Annotated in this window: 18 protein-coding genes and 1 other RNA gene; 12 read left to right on the forward strand and 7 right to left on the reverse strand. The window is 53.2% G+C overall.

Translation table 11 applies throughout. The features are described from left to right. Nucleotides 1-221: 221 nt before the first annotated feature. A complete protein-coding gene (locus AC3DKS_RS03130; protein WP_272607393.1) occupies nt 222-1,766 on the reverse strand; it encodes a hypothetical protein in 1,545 nt (514 codons plus the stop codon). A 148-nt stretch (nt 1,767-1,914) separates the two neighbouring features. Here AC3DKS_RS03130 and AC3DKS_RS03135 point away from each other — a divergent pair, with 148 nt between their 5' ends. The 3 genes from AC3DKS_RS03135 to pheT all read left to right on the forward strand — a co-directional run bounded on the left by AC3DKS_RS03135 (nt 1,915) and on the right by pheT (nt 6,761). Then, nucleotides 1,915-3,087, forward strand: a complete 1,173-nt coding sequence (locus tag AC3DKS_RS03135) for a 2-isopropylmalate synthase (RefSeq protein ID WP_015755121.1) — start codon at nt 1,915-1,917, stop codon at nt 3,085-3,087. Continuing rightward, nucleotides 3,087-4,205, forward strand: coding sequence for a 3-isopropylmalate dehydrogenase (gene leuB, locus AC3DKS_RS03140; RefSeq protein WP_015755122.1), 1,119 nt, complete (start codon nt 3,087-3,089; stop codon nt 4,203-4,205). Before AC3DKS_RS03135 ends, leuB begins: the two co-directional genes overlap by 1 nt. 129 nt (nt 4,206-4,334) lie before the next feature. Then, nucleotides 4,335-6,761 (forward strand): phenylalanine--tRNA ligase subunit beta, encoded by a 2,427-nt coding sequence (gene pheT / locus AC3DKS_RS03145; protein WP_272607394.1) that lies wholly within the window; start codon nt 4,335-4,337, stop codon nt 6,759-6,761. A 46-nt stretch (nt 6,762-6,807) separates the two neighbouring features. Here the strand turns inward: pheT and AC3DKS_RS03150 are convergent, their stop codons facing one another. Beyond that, nucleotides 6,808-7,347, reverse strand: a complete 540-nt coding sequence (locus tag AC3DKS_RS03150) for a fasciclin domain-containing protein (RefSeq protein ID WP_272607395.1) — start codon at nt 7,345-7,347, stop codon at nt 6,808-6,810. 201 nt (nt 7,348-7,548) lie between these two features. Here AC3DKS_RS03150 and AC3DKS_RS03155 point away from each other — a divergent pair, with 201 nt between their 5' ends. After that, nucleotides 7,549-8,289 (forward strand): hypothetical protein, encoded by a 741-nt coding sequence (locus tag AC3DKS_RS03155; protein ID WP_015755125.1) that lies wholly within the window; start codon nt 7,549-7,551, stop codon nt 8,287-8,289. 12 nt (nt 8,290-8,301) lie between these two features. On the opposite strand, the gene AC3DKS_RS03160 is transcribed toward AC3DKS_RS03155, so the two are convergent. Next, entirely contained in the window at nt 8,302-9,930 is a 1,629-nt protein-coding gene (locus AC3DKS_RS03160; RefSeq protein ID WP_015755126.1) for an ABC-F family ATP-binding cassette domain-containing protein, read from the reverse strand. A 175-nt stretch (nt 9,931-10,105) separates the two neighbouring features. Here AC3DKS_RS03160 and AC3DKS_RS03165 point away from each other — a divergent pair, with 175 nt between their 5' ends. Then, a complete protein-coding gene (locus AC3DKS_RS03165; protein WP_474732003.1) occupies nt 10,106-11,521 on the forward strand; it encodes a transaldolase in 1,416 nt (471 codons plus the stop codon). Nucleotides 11,522-11,599: 78 nt separating this feature from the next. On the opposite strand, the gene fsa is transcribed toward AC3DKS_RS03165, so the two are convergent. The 3 genes from fsa to ffs all read right to left on the reverse strand — a co-directional run bounded on the left by fsa (nt 11,600) and on the right by ffs (nt 13,322). Next, nucleotides 11,600-12,259: a fructose-6-phosphate aldolase gene (fsa, locus tag AC3DKS_RS03170; protein ID WP_015755128.1), complete on the reverse strand. Its 660-nt coding sequence runs from the start codon at nt 12,257-12,259 to the stop codon at nt 11,600-11,602. Nucleotides 12,260-12,335: 76 nt separating this feature from the next. Further along, complete coding sequence (locus AC3DKS_RS03175; protein WP_272607397.1) at nt 12,336-13,148, reverse strand: SDR family oxidoreductase; 813 nt, start codon at nt 13,146-13,148, stop codon at nt 12,336-12,338. A 75-nt stretch (nt 13,149-13,223) separates the two neighbouring features. Beyond that, nucleotides 13,224-13,322, reverse strand: an RNA gene (ffs, locus tag AC3DKS_RS03180) — signal recognition particle sRNA small type. 120 nt (nt 13,323-13,442) lie between these two features. Between ffs and AC3DKS_RS03185 the strand changes: the two genes are divergently transcribed. From AC3DKS_RS03185 to AC3DKS_RS03215, 7 genes are all read left to right on the forward strand, one after another. Beyond that, on the forward strand, nt 13,443-14,486 hold the full coding sequence (locus tag AC3DKS_RS03185) for a glutaminyl-peptide cyclotransferase (RefSeq protein ID WP_272607398.1): 1,044 nt from the start codon (nt 13,443-13,445) through the stop codon (nt 14,484-14,486). Beyond that, nucleotides 14,483-14,878, forward strand: coding sequence for an acyl-CoA thioesterase (locus AC3DKS_RS03190; protein ID WP_272607399.1), 396 nt, complete (start codon nt 14,483-14,485; stop codon nt 14,876-14,878). Before AC3DKS_RS03185 ends, AC3DKS_RS03190 begins: the two co-directional genes overlap by 4 nt. Nucleotides 14,879-15,079: 201 nt before the next feature. Then, nucleotides 15,080-15,811, forward strand: a complete 732-nt coding sequence (locus AC3DKS_RS03195) for a LytR/AlgR family response regulator transcription factor (protein WP_015755132.1) — start codon at nt 15,080-15,082, stop codon at nt 15,809-15,811. A gap of 141 nt (nt 15,812-15,952) precedes the next feature. Beyond that, the gene (locus AC3DKS_RS03200) at nt 15,953-16,270 is read left to right on the forward strand and encodes a hypothetical protein (RefSeq protein ID WP_272607400.1); all 318 of its coding nucleotides are present in this window, start codon (nt 15,953-15,955) and stop codon (nt 16,268-16,270) included. 470 nt (nt 16,271-16,740) lie between these two features. Further along, nucleotides 16,741-18,420, forward strand: a complete 1,680-nt coding sequence (locus tag AC3DKS_RS03205; protein ID WP_272607401.1) for a tetratricopeptide repeat-containing sensor histidine kinase — start codon at nt 16,741-16,743, stop codon at nt 18,418-18,420. Nucleotides 18,421-18,466: 46 nt separating this feature from the next. Beyond that, on the forward strand, nt 18,467-19,135 hold the full coding sequence (locus AC3DKS_RS03210) for a response regulator (RefSeq protein WP_015755135.1): 669 nt from the start codon (nt 18,467-18,469) through the stop codon (nt 19,133-19,135). A gap of 183 nt (nt 19,136-19,318) precedes the next feature. After that, complete coding sequence (locus AC3DKS_RS03215) at nt 19,319-19,930, forward strand: hypothetical protein (RefSeq protein WP_272607402.1); 612 nt, start codon at nt 19,319-19,321, stop codon at nt 19,928-19,930. 58 nt (nt 19,931-19,988) lie between these two features. Here AC3DKS_RS03215 and glyA read toward each other — a convergent pair whose 3' ends face one another. Further along, the gene (gene glyA, locus AC3DKS_RS03220) at nt 19,989-21,263 is read right to left on the reverse strand and encodes a serine hydroxymethyltransferase (RefSeq protein ID WP_272607403.1); all 1,275 of its coding nucleotides are present in this window, start codon (nt 21,261-21,263) and stop codon (nt 19,989-19,991) included. Nucleotides 21,264-21,286: the final 23 nt, after the last annotated feature.

Genomic DNA, 21,286 nt, shown 5'->3' on the forward strand with positions numbered 1-21,286 from the left:
TGGGTGATTTGAAGATGCGCCGATTTGAAGATTTGGAGATTGCGCGCGGTAACTCAATGACCCCCGGAGGTTTCAAATAGCCGGTTGAATTCCAGACCCCGGATTTTTATTTTAATTGTTAGTAAGCCAATTAGCTCATTGCGATTTCCAAATTACTTCATTGGTAAACTACCTCATTGGCAAATTCACAAATTGGCAAATTGGCAAATTGCCAAATCAACCTACCGCGCCATCGCCACGGCCTTCTCCCGGATAATGTCTGCTACCGGCCGGCCCTGCAGGTGGCTTTCAAGCCAGGAGAGGATGTCCAGGTAGAGGAAGGCGCGTTTCTCGTAAGGGTGGTCTTCATAGACCTTGAGCCGGTCGTATAATTCCTGGAAGGCATCCTTGAGTTCGTGGGGGTAAATAGACCCCATTTTCCTCAGGAATTTGATCATCTCCCGCTGCACCGCGTGCAGTTCATTCATTTTCAACAGGAATTTATACGTGCTTTTAAGCTGCACCTCCAAATGGTAGTCCATCCCCGCCTCGTAGTGTGCCACCAGGCTCAGTACCCGGGCAAAACACATCAGGTCTTCCCGTACCTTGAGGCTCTTGTTCTGGATAATTTTTTTGAGGTAGAGAATGCAGTTTTTATGGTCTCCGTTCCCGAAATACAGGCAGGCAATCTTGTAGTAAAACAGCATGATGTGGTGCTGGTCCAGCCGCTGCCGGTGCTTGGCGATGCCGTATTCCACAATGCGCACCAGGTCCAGGCCTTTACGGAAAGTGCCTTCCAGGAAATGCAGGTTGAGCTTATTGGCATTCACATAGAGGAAACTCAGGGAGGTCACATTGTCGTTTTTGGGGAAATCTTTGCCGGAAATTACGGTTTCCATATGTTCCAAGGTGCTGCGGAACTGGCTGCTGTATTGCACGTAGAACAGGGATTCCAGCAGGTAGTTGTTCCCCTTGAGGTAGAACACGGGGTTCAGGCAGATCTGGTCCGGGTTGTCGTTGAACAGGCTCACCCATTTGTGGGCATAGCGGTAGGCGGATAAAAAATCCTGGGTCAGGAAACTGTACCACAGGTATGCCTTGTACAACCAAAGTTTTTCGCGGAACCCCAATTGGTTGAGTCGGTAGTCCGGAAGGTGCTCGTCAAAATACTCGGTGACCCTTCGGTAATCCTCGTCGTTGCGTACGTAGCCCACCTGCAGCATCATCCCGTACAACTGCAGGGAAAGGTTGGAGAGCTTGCTGGTGATGTTGTTCAGGTCGGCCAGGCGCTCGGCTTCGGTGGTGAGTTCCCGGGCCCGGTCCGGCAGGCTTCGGGTGATGTACTGTGTCTCGATGATCTTTTCGAGCTCCACGATCTCAAAAGCGATATTTTTCTCCTCGTGTTCGATGGCGGTGGCCTTGACCTTTTCGAGGATTTTCAGGCTTTGCTTGTAGAGGCCTTTCTGATAGAGGATTGTGGCAAAATCGAGTTGTTCCCGGATTTGCACGCGGACATTCTGGTTTACCGGGTTCAGGCGCAGGCTGATCAGGATTTGCTTGTAGAGGTGCGCCTTGAGGTTGGACAACTGGGATTTTTTGACAATTCCGCTCTGCAGGATGGCCTCCTCGTCATAGGCTTTGTGCTTGTCCAGTAAGTTGAACAAAGCCAGGAACTTGGCATCCGCGTTGACGCCCAACCGGCCCACATAGAGTTTGAATTGGCGCTTTTCCGATTTGGACAGGGATTTGACCAAAACGAACAGGGCGTCTTTATGGGTATTCGTCATCGTAATAATTCCATATTAAGCGACTGTTTTACAGCACTGTACGAATAGCAAACTGATCCTTAACATTGTAAATGGACAGGCGGATATCCCGGATTCCAACCCACTCCCGTTATCTTCGTTAATTGGTGATTAAAAGTATGTAAATATAATGAGCAAAGATAAGGTACAGATTTTTGACACAACCCTCAGGGACGGCGAACAGGTCCCGGGTTGCAAACTGGATACGGAGCAGAAGCTGATAATCGCCGAACGCCTCGATGCGCTGGGGGTGGATGTGATCGAAGCGGGCTTCCCGATTTCAAGCCCCGGGGATTTTAAATCTGTTTCGGAAATCTCCCGCCTGGTTAAAAACGCGACGGTCTGCGGCCTGACGCGTGCGGTTAAAAAAGATATCGAGGTTGCTGCCGAGGCCATCAAGGACGCCAAAAAGCCTCGGATACACACGGGCATCGGTACGTCGGAATCCCATATCAAATACAAATTCAATTCCACCCAGGACGAGGTGTTGCGGCGGGCAGTGGAAGCCGTCAAATACGCCAAGACTTTTGTGGAGGACGTGGAGTTCTACGCCGAGGATGCCGGGCGTACCGAGAATGAGTTCCTGGCACGGATCTGCGAGGCGGTCATCCAGGCCGGGGCCACAGTCCTGAACATCCCGGATACCACCGGTTATTGCCTTCCCGAAGAATACGGGGCCAAGATGAAGTACCTGCGGGAAAATGTGCGCGACATCGACAAGGCGATCCTCTCATGTCACTGCCACAACGACCTGGGGCTCGCCACCGCCAATTCCATTGCCGGGGTGATCAACGGCGCCCGTCAGATAGAATGTACCATCAACGGGATCGGCGAACGGGCCGGGAATACCTCCCTGGAAGAAGTGGTGATGATCCTCCGCCAACATCCCCACCTGAACCTGGATACAGGGATCAACAGCAAACTCCTGTACGATACCAGTCAGATGGTTTCCCGGAAAATGGGCATGCCGGTGCAGCCCAACAAGGCCATCGTGGGCTCCAATGCCTTTGCCCACAGTTCCGGAATCCACCAGGACGGGGTCATCAAAAAACGGGAAACCTATGAAATTATCGACCCGGTGGACGTGGGGGTGACCGAATCTTCCATCGTGCTGACAGCGCGCAGTGGCCGGGCGGCCCTGGCTTACCGGGCCAAGAAAGTCGGGTATGAACTGACCAAGTTGCAGCTCGATAAAGTATACGACCAATTCCTGGTCTTTGCGGACCGCAAAAAAGAAATCGAAGATGCCGATATCCACAGCATTGTGGAGGCGTCCGGTGTTAATATAGAAAGTATCGCTTGATGAAATTGAAAATCGCATTGCTCCCGGGAGACGGGATCGGACCCGAGGTGGCCGCCCAGGCCGTTGCCTGCCTGCAGGCTGTTGAAGAGGCCTTCGGGCACCAATTTGAATTTACCAAGGCGCCAGTCGGCGCCATTGCCATCGACCAGACCGGGAACCCCCTTCCGGACGACACCCTGGAATTGTGTAAGCAATCCGACGCCGTCCTGTTCGGGGCCATCGGCGACCCGAAATACGACAACGATCCGGAATCCAAGGTGCGCCCCGAGCAGGGCCTCCTGCGACTGCGCAAGGAATTGGGGCTATTCAGCAATATCCGCCCGGTAAAGGTCTTCCCTACCCTGATTGACAAATCGCCTCTCCGGAAGGAACGCATTGAAAACACGGATTTCGTTATTTACCGGGAACTGACAGGGGGCATTTATTTCGGCGAAAAATTCCTGAGCGAAGACGGGAACACCGCTTCCGACCTCTGCATCTACAGCGAAGAGGAGATCAGCCGGATTGCGCACCTGGCTTTCAAGGCCGCAAAAGGCCGCCGAAAGAAACTCACCCTGGTGGACAAGGCCAACGTACTGGAATCCTCCCGCCTGTGGCGCCGGGTGGTTACGCGCATCGGGGAGAGTTACCCGGACGTGGAACTCCACTATCTCTTTGTGGATAACGCGGCCATGCAAATGATCTTGAACCCCAGCCAGTTCGATGTGATCCTCACGGAAAACATGTTTGGGGATATCCTGTCGGACGAAGGAAGCGTGATCGGCGGGTCCATCGGCCTGTTGCCCTCTGCGTCCGTAGGGGAATCCAGCGCCATGTTTGAGCCCATCCACGGCTCCTACCCCCAGGCTACCGGCAAGAACATCGCCAACCCGATTGCCTCGATCCTGTCGGCAGCCATGCTGCTCGACCATTTTGGCCTGGACGAAGAGGCTGCCGCCGTGGTGCGCTCGGTGAACAAAGCCCTGAAAAAGGGAATGGTCACCCCGGACCTCGACCCAAAAAGCAAACACGGTACGGACGATGTGGGCCAGTTTATTGCCGGACACATCAGCGATTCGGACGATTTCAAGGGGTTGAACCAGGAGAATATCGGCCTGGGAAAATCCACGATTATCTGATACCGCCTGCATTGCAAAGCAATCCCCCCGGCCCTTAACGCCCGGGGGTTTTTATTTTAATCCGGGCCGATGGCGGAAAGTGGAATAAATAGGGACATTGTTTTATCTTTGTTCGCTTAAAACAGCGGAATGAAAATCTCCTATAAATGGTTGCGCCAGTTCATCGAAATGGACTGGCCGGCGGAAAAAACCGCAGAGTTGCTTACAGACCTCGGGCTCGAAGTGGAAGGAATCACGCCGTTTGAATCCGTCCCCGGGGGCCTCAAAGGTATTGTGGTGGGAGAGGTGAAAAGCTGTGAAAAACACCCGAATGCCGACAAGTTGTCGCTATGCCAGGTGGATATCGGTGCCGATAAACCGGTTCAGATTGTCTGCGGGGCGCCCAATGTGGCCAAAGGCCAGAAAGTTCCGGTGGCCACTATCGGAACGACGCTCTACACGGCAGACGGGGAGCCGTGGAAAATCAAAAAAGGGAAAATCCGCGGAGAGGCGAGCCACGGCATGATCTGCGCCGAAGACGAGATAGGCCTGGGAGACAGCCACGACGGCATCCTGGTGCTCGATACGGATGCCGCCCCGGGTACCCCCTGTGCAGAACTCTTCCAACTGGAGGAAGACGAAGTCTTTGAAATCGGGCTGACCCCCAACCGCGCAGACGCCATGAGCCATTACGGCGTGGCGCGCGACCTGCGGGCCGGCTTGAAACAACAGAAAATATCGAAGGAACTCATTACCCCCTCGGTGAGCAATTTCCACGTGGACAACCGCTCGGGGCGGATTGAGGTGCAGGTGGAAAAACCGGAACTCGCGCCCCGGTACTGCGGCGTCACCATCAGCAATTTGATCGTTCAGGAATCACCGGACTGGTTGCGCAACCGGCTCCGCGCCATCGGCCTGAGCCCGATCAATAATGTAGTGGATGCCACAAACTACGTCCTGCACGAACTCGGGCAACCCTTGCACGCCTTTGACGCGGACCGCATCCACGGCAAGAAAATCCTGGTAAAGACCGTTAAGGCCGGTACCAAATTCATGACGCTGGACGGGGAAGAGCGCATCCTCCACGAGGAAGACCTGATGATCTGCGACGCGGAAAAACCCATGTGTATCGCCGGCGTTTTCGGGGGCATCAACACGGGAGTCACCATGGATACCCGGAATATTTTTCTGGAGAGCGCCTATTTTGACCCGGTTTCAATTCGGAAGACCGCCAAGCGACACGGGCTTAACACGGATGCTTCCTTTCGCTTCGAACGGGGCATTGACATCAACAATGTGGAGTACGCCCTGCTGCGGGCCGCTATCCTGATCCGGGACATTGCGGGGGGCGAGATCAGCTCGGACGCCGTGGACCTTTATCCGAAAAAGATGCCGGACCACAATGTGTTCCTCACCTACGAAAAAATTTACCGGTTGGTCGGCACGGAAATTCCCCGGGATACCGTTATTTCGATCCTGGCTTCCCTGGATATCCAGGTAAAGAGCGTCACAGAATCCGGGTTGGGCCTGGTGATCCCGTTTTACCGGGTGGATGTTCGCCGGGAAGTGGACGTAATTGAGGAAATCCTACGGGTGTACGGATACAACAACATCCCGGATAAGTCCCAGTTTACCGCTTCCATCGAGCCCCCTGCCGGCGTGGCGCCCCATAAACTACAGGATCGCATCAGCGGCCGGCTGGCTGCACTGGGGTTTGACGAAATTCTAGGCAACAGCCTCTGCAATCCTGCCCACAATGCGCTTTTGGGCGGTGATCCGGAAGGGGAAGTCGCCTTGATGAACCCGCTCAGCCAGGAGCTGTCCGCATTGCGCAGAGACCTTCTTTTCTCGGGATTGGGTGCTATCTCGCACAACCTGAACCGGCGCCAGCAAGACTTGCGCCTGTACGAATTTGGCCAAATTTATTCCCGGGAAGGGACCCAATGGGAAGAACGGGAAAGGCTGGCCCTGCTCCTGACGGGAAATCAGCATCCCGACCATTGGGAAAACACTGCAAAGCCTCAGGGGTTCTTTGACCTGAAAGCGGTAGTGGCTCATGTTCTGGATAGTCTGGGAGCCGGGCCCCGGGAGGAAATGCCGGTAACGGACCAACGATTTTCGGAAGCCCTCGAGATTTCTATGGGAAAACGCGCCGTCGTCCGGCTGGGATCCGTACACCCGGATATCCTCCGGGCCTTTGATATCCGCCAGGAAGTACTCTATGCGGATATCGACTGGCCGCTGCTGCTCCAGGGGGTTCAGGGCGCGGAAATTTCGTATACCGAAATCCCCAGGCACCCGGAAGTTCGCAGGGACCTGGCCCTGTTGCTGGACGAATCGGTATCCTTTCGGCAACTGCACGACCTGGCACTGAAAACCAATAGAAAAATTCTGCGCGATGTCCGGCTCTTTGACGTTTATACAGGTGATAAGCTGCCGGCTGGGAAAAAATCCTATGCCCTGAGCTTTTTCCTCCAGGACCCGAAAAAGACGCTGGCAGACAAGCAGATCGATTCGGTTATGGGCTCATTGCAGAAAGCGTTTGAAAATGAATTGGGCGCAGAACTCCGCGGGTAATCCATCCGATTTTGGAATCCGGGCCAGTTGGCACACGGACCGACTTTTATAAAGGCGCGGGGAGCACTACCCGGTCGATCTCGTGAAAAACCAGGCGTTCGCTGCCTAAGTCCGCACAGGTAATCCGGGCTCGATTCCCCGAACAATCGGTAAGATAGATATCGGAACCCTCCAGGGTGGCAATCAGGTCCTCACCCTGCAGCGTGGTAAATCGCGTCGTGCCTTTTCCGCGGCTCAGGGCCCGTAAAATTTCCGAAGCGGACAATTCCCCGGCTACGATGTGATAGCCCACCAGGGACTTCAGGACTTTTTTATTCTCCGGTTTCAGCCAGTCGCGCACCCGGTCCGGATCGAGTCTGTGAAAAGCTTCGTCCGACGGTGCAAAAATGGTAAACGCGCCGTTCTCGAGGATTTCCATCAAGTCGGTGGCTGCCACGGCCGTCAAAAGGGTGGGATACTGGTCCGGGGAGAGTCCGAGCCGGGTGATGGGTACTTGTTGCCCCATGCCGCTGTGCCGCTGAGCACACATATCGGGTACCTGGAAAAAAAGGGCTGCCAGCAGCAGCATTCCATAACGGGTAAGCATCCTTATAGTCGATTTCGGGGGCGGGAATACACCGATTCTACCGGAATTCCCGCCCTGAATATACGCAATTCGCCCCCTCAGGCCAATTTGCGGGAATCCGGAAAATGATTTTAACATATCTTTAACAGTTTTAACAACGATACTGTATTTGACTCCCAAAGCCCCAATGCGTATTTTTGGGTAATTGCTAAAAGAAAATTCATGTTAAAGAGGACCAATGTCGAATCCCGGTTGCAGGCGATCCGGGAAAGGGAGTGGCAGGATTCACAGCTTTCCGGCCTGCTCCAAGCCCTGCAAATCCAACAATCCGGGAGAGCCGTGCCAACAGATTTGCCCATCGCGGAAAGCGGGGACAACGATAGGGATGGGCGCCCGGGAAATCCGCCAAATACCTTTGATTTTGACCTGCTGGAAACCCGTAGGATCTACCGGCTGGATCAGATCCGGGCTGTTTGCATCGATTACCGGCTGCGCTTCCTGGACCTGAAGTACTTTAAACCTGAACTCCCGGAAAGTGCCCGTCAGGCCATTGCCGACCTGGAAAACGCACACGATACGCGGCTGGAGGGATTGAAAATCATCGCCCCTTCCCGCCTGTTTAAACTCCAAGACCGGGACGACCCGTTGCTGTTTGTTCCCCTGGGGAACGATTACTTTTACCTGGTCCACAAATGGGGGAACGATCTCCACCCCCTGCGCCGTCTCCTGGTATGGCCTTTCCGGAATATCGCCAACCTGACCCTGGTGGTGTTGCTGGTGAGCTACCTGGTCTCCCTGTTGGTGCCCGGCGGTTTGTTTTCCAAAAACGACAGCGCTGCGGAATTCTGGATCATCTTTTTCTTTATGTTCAAATCCCTGGCAGCCGTGGTGATTTTCTACGGTTTTGCCCTCGGGAAGAACTTCAACCCGGCTATTTGGAACAGTAAGTATTTCAATGCCTGAAATCCCGGCCCGTCAGGCTGGGACACCGTATAATTTCTGCCGTTGCTCCCGGATGGCCGGATCTGACATGTAGTCGTCAAACGTCAGGTAGCGGTCGATGGTATGCGTCGGGGTGAGTTCCACAATACGGTTGGCCACTGTCTGGGCAAACTGGTGGTCGTGGGTCGTGAAAATCACCGTGCCCTTGAATTGTTTCAGGGAATTGTTGAAGGCCGTAATACTTTCAAGGTCCAGGTGGTTGGTGGGCTCGTCGAGCAGCAGCACATTGGCGCGCTGCATCATCATCCGGCTCAGCATGCAGCGAACTTTCTCCCCTCCCGAAAGGACCGTGCATTTCTTGAGTGCCTCTTCCCCGCTGAAGAGCATTTTACCCAGAAAACCGCGAAGGTATACCTCCTCTTTTTCTTCCTGGGTCTTCGCCCACTGCCGCAGCCAGTCTACCAGGTTCATGTCCTTGTCAAAATAGGCGCTGTTGTCCGCCGGCAAATACGAGGTCGTAGTGGTTACCCCCCAGGAATGGGTTCCGGCATCCGGTTTCCGGTTTCCGGTTATGATTTCATAAAAGGCCGTGGTTGCGCGGGAATCCTTTGAGATTAGGGCCACCTTGTCGCCCTTGGCCAGGTTGAGCTCCCCTTTGCGGAAAAGCCAGTCCCCTTCCTCGCTCCGGGCTGCAAGGCCTTCCACGTGGAGAATCTGGTCCCCGGCTTCGCGTTCCCGTTCAAAAATAATGGCCGGGTACCTGCGGCTGGACGGACGGATATCCTCCACGCGCAATTTCTCGAGCATTTTCTTCCGGGAGGTCGCCTGTTTGCTCTTGGCCACATTGGCGCTGAACCGCTGAATAAACTCCTGCAGCTCTTTGGCCTTTTCCTCGGCCTTCCGGTTTTGCTGGGCGCGCTGACGGGCTGCCAGTTGGCTGCTTTCGTACCAAAAGGTGTAATTGCCGCTATACAGGTTGATCTTTCCAAAATCAATGTCCGCAATGTGCGTACAGACGGCGTCGAGAAAATGGCGGTCGTGGGAAACCACGATTACCAGGTTTTCGTAATCCGCCAGGAAATTCTCGAGCCATTGGATCGTATCGTAATCCAGGTCGTTGGTAGGCTCGTCCATCACCAGCACGTCGGGATTCCCGAACAGGGCCTGCGCGAGCAGGACGCGCACCTTGAGTTTGCCTTCCATCTCTGCCATGCTCGCATGGTGGAGGTCTTCCCGGATCCCCAGGTTGGATAGCAGTGCAGCCGCATCGCTTTCAGCGTTCCAGCCGTTCATCTCTTCGAAAGCCACCTGCAACTCCCCAATCCGGTCGGCGTTTGCATCGTCGTAATCCGCATAGAGCGCCTCCATCTCGGTTTTGATTGCGAACAGGGGCTTGTTCCCCATCAGCACGGTTTCCAGTACGCCATGGGCGTCGTAGGCATTGTGGTTCTGTTCCAGCACGGACATGCGTTTGCCCGGCTCCAGGTGGACGTGTCCGGACGTCGGATCCACTTCGCCCGCGAGGATTCGGAGGAAAGTGGACTTCCCCGCCCCGTTGGCCCCGATAACACCATAACAGTTTCCGGGGTTAAACGTGGCATTTACCTCGTCAAAAAGGACGCGTTTGCCAAATTGGACGGACAGGTTCGAAACCGATAGCATATGTGCTGTTTTTAAATTTTTGCAAAAGTAATCAATTATCTGCCCAACGCCTATTAAAACAGCGTGTTAAAATCGGGCGTCCCGGAAGGCCGCAGCCCTATTTTTAACTAGCCATTAACAGGGGGCGCAAAAGGGTTTCAGTAATTTTGATCGGATATTTTGCAGACAAGATTGTATGGTAAACAAGTACTTTGGTGTTATACTTTTCGTACTGTTGTGTAGTTGTGGGGCTGAGGAATCGCAATCCTCAACAACCTATCTGGGGGGCGAGATCGTCAACCCGACCTCGGAGCAGGTAGTGCTCTTTAAAGGGGAAATTCCCATCGATTCTGCGCTTCTCGATGCCGACAACCGTTTTGAAATCCGATTGGATTCCCTGGACAACGGCCTGTATCACTTTTTTCACAAGCCGGAAATGCAATACGTATACCTGGAACGGGGCGACAGCCTGCAGCTTCGGCTCAACACGGTGGCCTTTGACGAATCCCTGGTTTTCTCTGGCAGCGGAGAGGTCATCAATAATTTTCAGCTCGAAGTATTCCTGGATGCGGAAAAGGAGGAACAACTCATTCGCGAAGATTTCATCCACCTGGAACCGGATGCTTTCAGCAATAAAATCGATTCGCTCAGCGAGAGGAAGCTCGCTCAACTCAACGAATTGCGGTCCGAGGAGGGCTTTTCCGAAGACGCTTACCATATGGCCCGGGCCAGCATTGTCTATAAAAACTGGTTTTACAAAGAGAGTTATCCGTTCTGGCACCGGCGAGCCACCGACGACAAAACGCTTCACAACCTGCCAGAAGATTTCTATGCCTACCGCGATGAGGTGTCCTACAGCGACCCCAGGCTCACCTACCTGAAACCCTATTACGATTTTATGAAATTCCATATAGGCAACCTGGCGTATATGGGCTGCAAAAAGGCATGTGAAGTGGATGAAGGGACAGGCAAACTCACGGGGAAATTGCACTTCAACCGACACCAGCTCGAATTAATCGACAGCCTGGTTCACCAGGAGACTTTGCGCGACAACCTGTTTCGCGGGGTGGCCATTGAATACCTGCTCAAGCACGATACGGAGGAAAATTTCCAGGCGTTTCTGGAGGAATTTCACAAGCGCTCCGGGAACAACCGTCACCTGGACGAGATCAACCGGCTGAGCGAAGGAATCCACAACCTGCGTCCGAACCATCCCCTGCCGCGTTTGCAGGTGTTGGGTGCGGATGGCGAAAAGTACTGGTTGCGGGATATTCCGGTAGCCGGGCAACAGACGGTCTTTTACTTTTGGTCAGGGCCCGAACAGCGGCACCTCAGGAATATCAGCCGAAGGGTACGCCAATTGGAAGAGCACCACCCGGATTACCGGTTTGTCGGTATTTGCATGCAAACCGAGGAGGCCCAGTGGAAGAATCTGGTAGCTACCTACAGCCTGACGCCGGAAGATCAGTTCCTGGCAGATAACTTCAAGGAATTTGCCCACACCCTGGTGGTCTTTAACCCGTATAAAAGCGTCATTGCCAAAGACGGGTTGATCGTGGACGGCTTTGCGAACCTGAATACTTCTTTCCGAACGCAGTCAAATCCCGAATAATAACCACTCAGGGCAGCCCTGGTGTCCTGATTTCTGGGATCGGGCCACCTAACGAACTACCGGCTGGTCTATCTGTATTTATGAATTTCCCTTGCGGTAATCCGCCAGGAACTTCTCCAGCCCGATATCGGTGAGCGGGTGCTTCAAAAGGCCTTCAATAGCAGAAAGCGGCCCGGTCATTACATCGGAACCCAGTTTGGCACATTCTATCACGTGCATTGTATGCCGGATAGAGGCGGCCAGAATCTCGGTATCAAACCCGTAATTGTCGTAAATCTCCCGAATCTCGGCGATCAGATGCAGCCCGTCGGTAGATATGTCATCCAGACGACCGATAAACGGGGATACATAATTGGCCCCGGCCTTGGCGGCAAGCAAGGCCTGCCCGGCCGAAAAGACGAGCGTGCAATTGGTTCGGATGCCCTTGTCCGCGAAGTATTTCAGGGCTTTTACCCCGTCCCGGATCATCGGCACCTTGACCACAATCTGCTCGTGGAGGTCGGCGAGCTCCTCCCCTTCCTTTACGATCTCGTCAAAGGTGGTGGCGATCACCTCGGCGGATACATCTCCCCCGTCCACAATCTTGCAGATATCGATATAGTGCTTGAAAATATTGTCCTTCCCGGTAATCCCCTCCTTCGCCATGAGCGAAGGGTTTGTGGTTACCCCATCCAGGACGCCCAATGCCTGGGCTTCGCGAATCTGATCCAGGTTGGCAGTATCGATAAAAAATTTCATAGTGTATGTCGTTTAATGTTTTAAGCAGCCCCGCTTGCGAACAACAAAAATAACGAGGCGGCTGCTCCGGTCAAAACTACAATTTATAATGTTTCAGCAGAAGTCGTTCAAATATTTTATCGGGCAGCATCCGTTTGAGGGTCAGCGACAGCCGCTGCATGGGGCTACCCACGGTATAATGAACCCTGGGATGCTTTTTCTGCAGGATACGGTAGACTTTCCGGCCAACCTCCTCCGGGTCGTTCCCGGCATCCACGTGGTCGTCCATCAGTTTCAGGCTGTTGCCGTACGATTGCCGGTAGGGCGAATCATCGAGCATCGGGCTGTGAAAGCGGCCCGAGGCGATGTTTGTGGCGTAATCCCCCGGGGCCAGGGTGCACATTTTAATGCCGAAACCCCGAACCTCCATGCGGTAGGCTTCCGTTGCGATCCCGAGGGCCGACTTGCCGGCGCTGTATATGCCCCGATAGGGCAACCCCATAAACCCGGCAATTGAGGTGATGTTTACAATAAAGCCAGACTGCTGTTGCCGCATCACGGGCAGCACATGGCGGATGACGCGCAACGGGCCGTGAAAATTGGTTTCCAGGGCATCCAGGCACGCCTGGTGGGGCGTTTCTTCCAGCGGGCCCGTAATGCCAACCCCTGCATTGTTGATCAATATGTCGATCCGTCCTTCCAGGCCGCGGAGTTCCCGGATTGCCGACCTCACGGAGTCTTCGTCCCGGACATCGAGTTGAAGGAGCGTCACTGCCTCCCCCCCGGTGTTATTCGGGGATTTCCGGGTGGTTCCATAGACCCGGTACCCCCGGTCTGCCAGGTAGTGGGCCGTGGATTTTCCAATTCCCGAAGAGGCTCCGGTAATCAGTACGACGGGGCGATGTTGCATGCGCTCAAAATACGAATAAATATTCGACACCTTCCGGAAAAGGGGGGTCGCGACCCCTGGGAACAGGGCATAAAAAAACGGCAAGCTACCTACATCGCACCGCTACGACCGCATACCCTTGCTGCGTTCCCGCCCTGGGGGATTCTGCAGGAGCTGGTCGTGTAGGACTTGCCGCGCGCAAATATACGATGTTTTGCGTTTGGGACAATGGAAATGCATCCGTAATTTAGTACCCGTTCACCGCTTGGCCAGCGCGTGGATTTACAACCTGCTGACAATGACCAAACAATGATTATGACGAATTTGAAAATGGGCCTGACCGGCCTGCTGCTAACGCTTTTCCTCGCCTGCGACGGCGAGAACCCGGCCCGGGGCTTTGCTGTTGAACTCGGGAAGGGGGGCAGGAAATTTACCCATGGGGAGACCGTAGCGATCGGGTTGAAGAATACCTCCGGGACAGCCGTAGACTCCGTGGTTTATTCCCTGGATGGGGTTCGGCTCAACCCGGAAGGCGGACAGGTTCGCCTGGGCGATACCCGGCTCGGCGAGAAAAAACTGGAAGCCCGAGTTTATACCGCCGACGGGGATTTTACCCTGGAAAAAGAAATTACGCTCCTCGCGGGGAACGCCCCGGAAATCTACACGTACGAAATCGTCAATACCTATCCACACGACCGGGATGCGTTTACTCAGGGGCTTGAATTCCGCGGGGACACGCTGTATGAAAGCACGGGCCAGAAAGGGGCCTCCAGCCTGCGCAAAGTGGATTTCCGTACCGGGGAAATCCTGGCGCGCACCGACTTGTCGGATACGTATTTCGGGGAGGGCCTGACCATCCTGGGCGATACGCTCTATATGCTGACCTGGCAGGCAAAAACCGGGTTTCTCTACAATCCGGATACCCTGGAAAAACTCGGGAATTTTGCCTATGGGGAAAGCCGGGAAGGCTGGGGGCTCTGCAACAACGGGGAATACCTTTTTAAAAGCGACGGCAGCCAACGGATATGGAAACTCGATCCCCGGACCCTGGAGGAAGTCGGGTATATCGAAACGGTCACAGACAAGTCTGTCTTCAACAAGGCGAACGAACTCGAATATGTAAATGGGAAGATCTATGCCAATGTCTGGCAGCGCCCGAGCATGATGATCATCGATGCCACCAGCGGGGCGATTGAAGGTGTGGTCAATTTCGGGGGGCTGGAAAACAAGGTAACCCAGCACGACCAATTGGATGTGTTCAACGGAGTGGCCTACCACGGCGGGAGGCAGACATTCTTTGTAACCGGCAAACGCTGGGACAAGCTCTTCGAAGTGCGCATTGTGAAGCGTGACCCTTGAATCGCTACCGCACATACCGCAGGGTAGCCCCGGAAGACCTGGACAACCTGGACCACGTGAATAACATCCGGTATCTGGAGTGGGTACAGGAACTCGCCGGAGACCACTGGGCGCAACTTACCCGGCCGGAATGGGATGCCGATTATATCTGGGTGGTTAAAAGCCACCAGATCCACTACCACCGCTCTGCCCTCCTTGGGGAAGAGCTAGCCCTTGAAACATTTGTGAAGGAGGCCCGCGGCGCCATCTCCAAACGCGTAGTGGAAATCCGAATGAGGGACTCCCTGGATCCTGTCGCCACCTGTAAAACGGAGTGGTGCCTGCTCGAAAAATCCCGGTTGATGCCCGTGCGGATGCCTTCAGGGATGATTGCGGCATTATTGGGGCATTAACTACTCATTAACAGATACTTACATGATATATTACAGTTTTTTCTTATAGTATCTGTTGCTTTTTCTTGTTTTTCACAGCAAGTATTCCCTACTTTTTCGTGCCGATCATCACAATTTGCGAGGTAAACCATAGTTTTTCTATGGTTTTTACATAGGCCTAAATACCTTGTAATCACTAATTTAACCAAAATTTATCAGGCCTTGGAATTCAATTACAGCATTGTTGACCCAAACGCAGCCACTTTCCTTCAGCTTCAGCACTTTTTGGAGGAATACGAGGGGTTGCAATGCGTGGCCCACGATACGGAGCCCCGCAAGGCCCTTGACAGCATTCTCAAATACAACCCGGATGTGCTGTTCATTAACCTGCAGGAATGCGCCACGGAGTGTTTTTCAATGGTGCGGGACCTCTACCAGTACCTGGACACCCCGCCGGTCTGCATCGGGTTGGCACAAACCAAAGACTTTGCCTACGAAGCCCTGAAACACCAGTTTTTTGACTATTGGATGCTTCCCTTCAGCGAATTCGACATCCGCAAAACCCTGCTGAAACTGGGCAAACGACTCCCGGCCCCCGCCGAATCCCCGGTGATTTGCCTGCAATCGTACAAAGACTATCAATTCCTGGATACCAACGAGATCCTCTACCTGAAGGCGGACAACAACGCCACGGACTTTATCCTCAAGGACGGCACCAAAATCAGCGCGTTCAAAACCCTGAAGAGTTTTGAGCAGCAATTGCCCGCCAATTTTGTCCGGGTACACCAAAGTTATATCCTGAACCAGGACTACATCTCCCGGATCAACTACGGCAAAAACCGCTGCACGCTGAAATTCGCCAAGGCAGAATTGCCATTTTCCCGTGGGTATCGTCAAAATGTGGACGCACTCAAGCAAGCGCTCTCGCTGAAATCCCTCTCCGGTAATAATTAACCGGATTCTCACAGATTCCTGTCAAATTCTCACAAAACCCTGCTGATTGCTAAATGCAGTCATAAAAAGTACCATGACTTTTTAGCTTCGGCTAATTTTCAGATGAAATTGATCCATAACAACCTTCTAACACTATTGATTATGAAAAAAGCAATGAGTTTTGCCGCCGTTTTGGTTTTATTCTTCGGATTAACCGCCTGCGAATCCGATTCCACCCTGGCCGATGTCGACGGGCTTTATGACGCGGAATGTACTACCTGTAATGATGTCGACTTAGACGGCGATGCAGAGTGCACTACCTGTAATGATGTCGATTTAGATGGTGATGCCGAATGTACGACTTGCAACGATGTCGATTTGGATCCGGATGCCGAATGCACCACCTGCAACGACGTCGATTTAGATCCGGATGCCGAGTGCACCACCTGTAACGACGTCGATTTGGACGGCGACAACTAGTCTTTCTGAGATAACGAAATGGGGGCCTTGCTAATTGCAGGGCTCTTTTTTTTAATTTTACTCATACAATAATTTGTATGAAGCTTTATATAAGGTTTATATGCTGTGGGCTTTTGATTGTTGGTTTGCCGGCTTCCTGCATCCAGGAAAAGGGCAATGATGACGTTGTTGATGAAAATCGACAGGAAATCAGCGCCCGCATCAGCCAGCTGAAACCGGATTCAATTTCCCCGGAAAATTTAAGAGGTCAGGTTTATGGAATCCTGGGCGACCTTGATCGTTCAGACGACACACTCCCCAGGTCATTGTATCAGGCTTTGTTCCGGAAACTCAATCAAATCCCATCCCTTAAAAGAGAGGTGATTGATGAAGCACTTAAAGATGCCGCTGCTATTTCCGACTCACTATCTCTTGGCGTATTTTACCTGGATAACAGCTCTTTTTATTATAGACTTGGTGACCCGGATAGCATGTATTTACGAGCCAATTTGGCATTTAAAATTTTCGATGCGCTCGATGAACCGTATTACGCGGGTCGCGGGGCCTACAACATGGCTGTCGCACAATACGGAGCCAGTGATTTTGCGACCGCTGAACAATCTGCTATTCTCGCCCTAAACCTGTTGGAGGAATCATCCAGGGAAAACAAGGAAAGGAGGATTATTTCTACCTATAACTTATTGGGCTCCATTGCATCGGCCATGGGGAATTATGAAAGGGCCATTGATTACCGGGAACAGGCATTGAACTACGTGGACCGGGATGCTGAAGACCGGTCTTCCTATTATAGCATTATGAATAATCTGGGGAGTACCCAGATTGATGCCGGCGCCTACCGGGAAGCCCTTCGATACCTGAGCGAAGTAGCCGAACAAACCGATTTAAGAGAAAGCGATCCGCAATTGTATGCAAAGGTCTTAACGAATCAGGCACGGGCCAATTTTGCCTTGGGCAATTTTGATTCCGTGGAGGCCAACTACCTGGAGGCGCTGCGCATCAATGAAGATATTGGAGAGCGGATTAGTCTCCCCAGAAGCAACTATTTCCTCGCCGAATATTATTGGGATCAACGGGATACTGCACGTGCGCGGGAACACCTGCAGGAAGGCAAGCGGATAGCGCTCGAAACCGAAGAACTGGACGGGCTTCAGGACATTCTCAAGTTGCAGATGCTGGTAGACCGGGAAAACAGCGCCCAATACGGGCTGGAACTCAGCGAACTCAAGGACAGCCTGATCCAGGAAGAGCGGTTGCTCCGGGATAAGTTTGCCCGGGTCCGCTACCAGACAGACCAGTATATTGCAGAAAATCAGTTCCTCAGCCGGCAACGCATGATGTGGATCTGGGTAACGGCCGGGATCGTGCTGCTGGGTATGGCCCTGTTGGTGATTATTAATCAGCGGATCCGCAACCAGAAGTTGCGTTTTCTCCAGCAACAGCAAGAGGCCAACCAGGAAATATTCAACCTGATGCTGACCCAGAACGAAAAAATCGAGGAGGGTAAGCAGGAAGAACAAAAACGGATTTCCGAGGAGCTGCACGATGGCGTACTGGGCGAGATGAACGGCATCCGGATGGTCCTTCTCGGGCTGAATGGAAAAGAGGATGAAAAATCCGTCAGCCTGAGGGCCCAGGCAATCGAAAAGCTCAAAAGCGTCCAGGAGGAGATTCGCGGTATATCCCATGCGCTCAGCGATGCCGCCTACCAGAAATTCTCTAACTTTATCGTCTCCATCGAGGACCTGTTGGAAAGCACGGCCGGGACGGCCGGTCTGGAACACCAGCTCGACTTCGACCGGGAAGCGGACTGGGACGGGGTGTCCGGCGAAATCAAGATCAACTTGTACCGGATTATCCAGGAATGCCTGCAGAATACGATCAAACACGCCCGGGCCAATAAGGTAGTTGTGGAACTACAGGCTTCGGAAAACACGCTCGTGGCGCGTATTTGCGACGACGGCCGGGGGTTCCACAAAAGGCGGGGCAAACGCGGGATTGGCCAAAAGAATATCGCCTCCCGGGTGCAACGTCTCGGCGGGCAGTGGGAGATTGCATCCTCGCCGGGGTCCGGAACGGAAATACGAATCACCATCCCCCGGGGCAGGTCGCTGCCAAGCCCGTCGAATGAAGTCCTTGAGGGAATGCTATAAGGGAACGCTATAAAAAAGTAAGGCGCAAGAATTTGAAACCGAAACCATGAATATCATCCGCATTCTGGCTGTAGACGACCACGAAATGACCACCCTGGGATATAAATTCATCCTGGAGGACAGCGAATTTGAAGGATTTAAAGTGCATGTGGATACCTCCAAAACTTTTGAAGAGGCCTCGGAAAAAATCCGGCAGTCCGTCAACCGGCTCCCCTACCACATCATCCTGCTGGATATCCAGCTCTCCAGCAACATCGAACACAAGGAAAAGACCGGCGAAGACCTCGGGGTGCTGGCCCGGGAAGTGAGCCCGGAGTCCAAAGTGGTTTTCATGTCCTCCTTTAGCGACAACTACCGGATCAACAGCATTATGCAATCGGTAGACCCGGAAGGGTACATGGTGAAATCCGAAATCGACGAAGCCTCCCTACAGGCCATGGTGAAAACCGTTACGTCCAACCCGCCCTACTACACCCAAAAAGCCCTGGCCGCCATCCGCAAGAAAATGGCCAACCGCATCAACCTGGACGAAAACGACAAAAAAATCCTCTACCACCTCTCAATCGGGACCAAGACTAAAGATATGGTCAACCATATCTCCCTCTCCCTCCCTACCATTGAAAACCGAAAACGCCATATCAAAGCGCTTTTTGGCATTGAAAAACAAAACGACCAGGCGCTGATTTCCGAGGCGCGGGATCGGGGCTTTATCTGATGCCCTGTTTTACGGGGTGTCAAACCCCCTTGCATTTCAACGACTTATATAAAAACCATCGATATATTATGGTTTTTACATAATCCATTCTGCCGTCATCCACGTACTTTTGTCACAGGACACTGCTTGGATTTTATTGACGGCGAGATGCAGACGAATTTTCCTTATGATTTATCCCTAAAAATGGATTCCAACCCCTCCCTGCCCGGGTTGGATGATTTCTTAAGATCCCTTGAGCGCATATTTTTTGCAGAATCCGAAGTAAAACTCGTATCGGGGAAAACCGGAGAAAATCAACTGATCCTGAACCTTCGCTGCCGCCTGAGCTTGCTGGATGTTCTCTACCATTTCCGAAAAGGCAATTGGGGCCATTGCGGAAACCCCGAATGCTGCAGTGCGGAAAACGACCATCTGAAGGTGCAGTTGGAAAATCTGCAAAACCGGAACACCCAACCGGTGGATATCGAAGAAGTAAACCTGGAACTGGAAGATGTCCTGATCGTGGTGCGGAGTACGGGCCCCGGAAGTATCGCCGGGGAAATCATCAGGCTTTTTGAGGCGCTTGGAGAGCACTATGTTCACTATACCAAGGGGCTGCAAGCGATTCCCTATGAGATTTACATCCCCGTAAAGGAATCGGTTTCCTCTGCATCCCAACCCCCCTCACACCACTCTGCCGATGCGTTCTACAATTATTGGGCGGTGTATTATGAAGATTCGGTGGATGCCAGGATCTACAGCCTGAGACAACGTCAAATCCTGGCGGAAGACCTGTTTTACAGCGATTCGGAATAGCATTTCTGCAATCCGGGATAATCTGCACGCACCCTATGAGGGACCAGAATAGAGCTGGCTATCCGGCAAAAAGTGGCCGGCTTCCCATCATCTCATTGACTTCCTTTTTGACGGCTTGAGCCGTTTCAGAGGATTCCGGATCGGACAACACCCGGTCGATGAACGATACAACGGCCTCCATGTCTGATTCTACCAGGCCGCGGGTGGTGATGGCGGCGGTTCCGAAACGGATCCCCGAGGTAACAAAAGGCGACTGGTCGTCAAAAGGCACCATGTTTTTGTTGGCTGTGATATCCGCGGTCACCAGCAGGTTCTCCGCATCCTTCCCGGTAATTCCTTTATTCCGCAGGTCGATGAGCATCATGTGGTTATCCGTACCCCCGGAGATCAGGTGGTAGTCGCGGGAGACGAAAGCTTTGGCCATGGCATCTGCATTCTTTTGCACCTGGATGGCATAGTGGAGGAAGCCGTCCGAAAGGGCCTCGCCGTAAGCTACGGCCTTGGCGGCGATTATATGCTCCAGCGGCCCGCCCTGGTTCCCCGGGAATACCGCCAGGTCGATCAGCGAGGACATGGAGCGCAGTTTCCCGCTTTTGAACCGGATGTCAAACGGGTTTTCGAAATCTTCACCCATCAGGATCATCCCGCCCCGCGGGCCGCGGAGTGTTTTATGGGTGGTGGTGGTCACAAAATGGCAATGCGGGATGGGGTCGCTCAGCAGGCCCTTGGCAATCAGGCCCGCAGGATGCGCAATATCCGCCAGCAGGAATGCCCCTACCTGGTCTGCTATCTCGCGGAATTTCGCAAAGTCCATATCCCGGGAGTAGGCCGAGGCGCCCGCAATGATCATGCGCGGCTTCTCCTTCTCGGCGACCTCGAGGATCTTGTCGTAATCCAGGCGGCCCGTCTCCCTGTCCACCCCGTAAAATACCGGTCGGTAAAGTTTTCCGGAAAAATTCACCGGCGAGCCGTGGGTAAGGTGGCCCCCATGGGAAAGGTCGAAGCCGAGGATCGTATCCCCCGGTTTCAAACAGGCCTGGTAAACCGCGGCATTCGCCTGGGACCCCGAATGGGGTTGAACATTCGCATAAACCGCCCCAAAGAGTTCTTTGGCACGGTCGATGGCGAGTTGCTCTACCTGGTCCACCACCTCGCATCCGCCGTAATAGCGTTTCCCCGGGTAACCTTCAGCGTATTTATTAGTAAGGACCGACCCGGCCGCCTCCATCACCTGTGAGCTGGCAAAATTCTCGGAGGCGATGAGTTCCAACCCGTTGATTTGTCGTTGCTTCTCGGCCTGGATCAGGTCGAATATTTCTTGGTCTCGTTGCATTTCAGCAGTTTTGGTTAACGATT

The sequence above is a fragment of the Robiginitalea sp. genome (assembly GCF_982776155.1).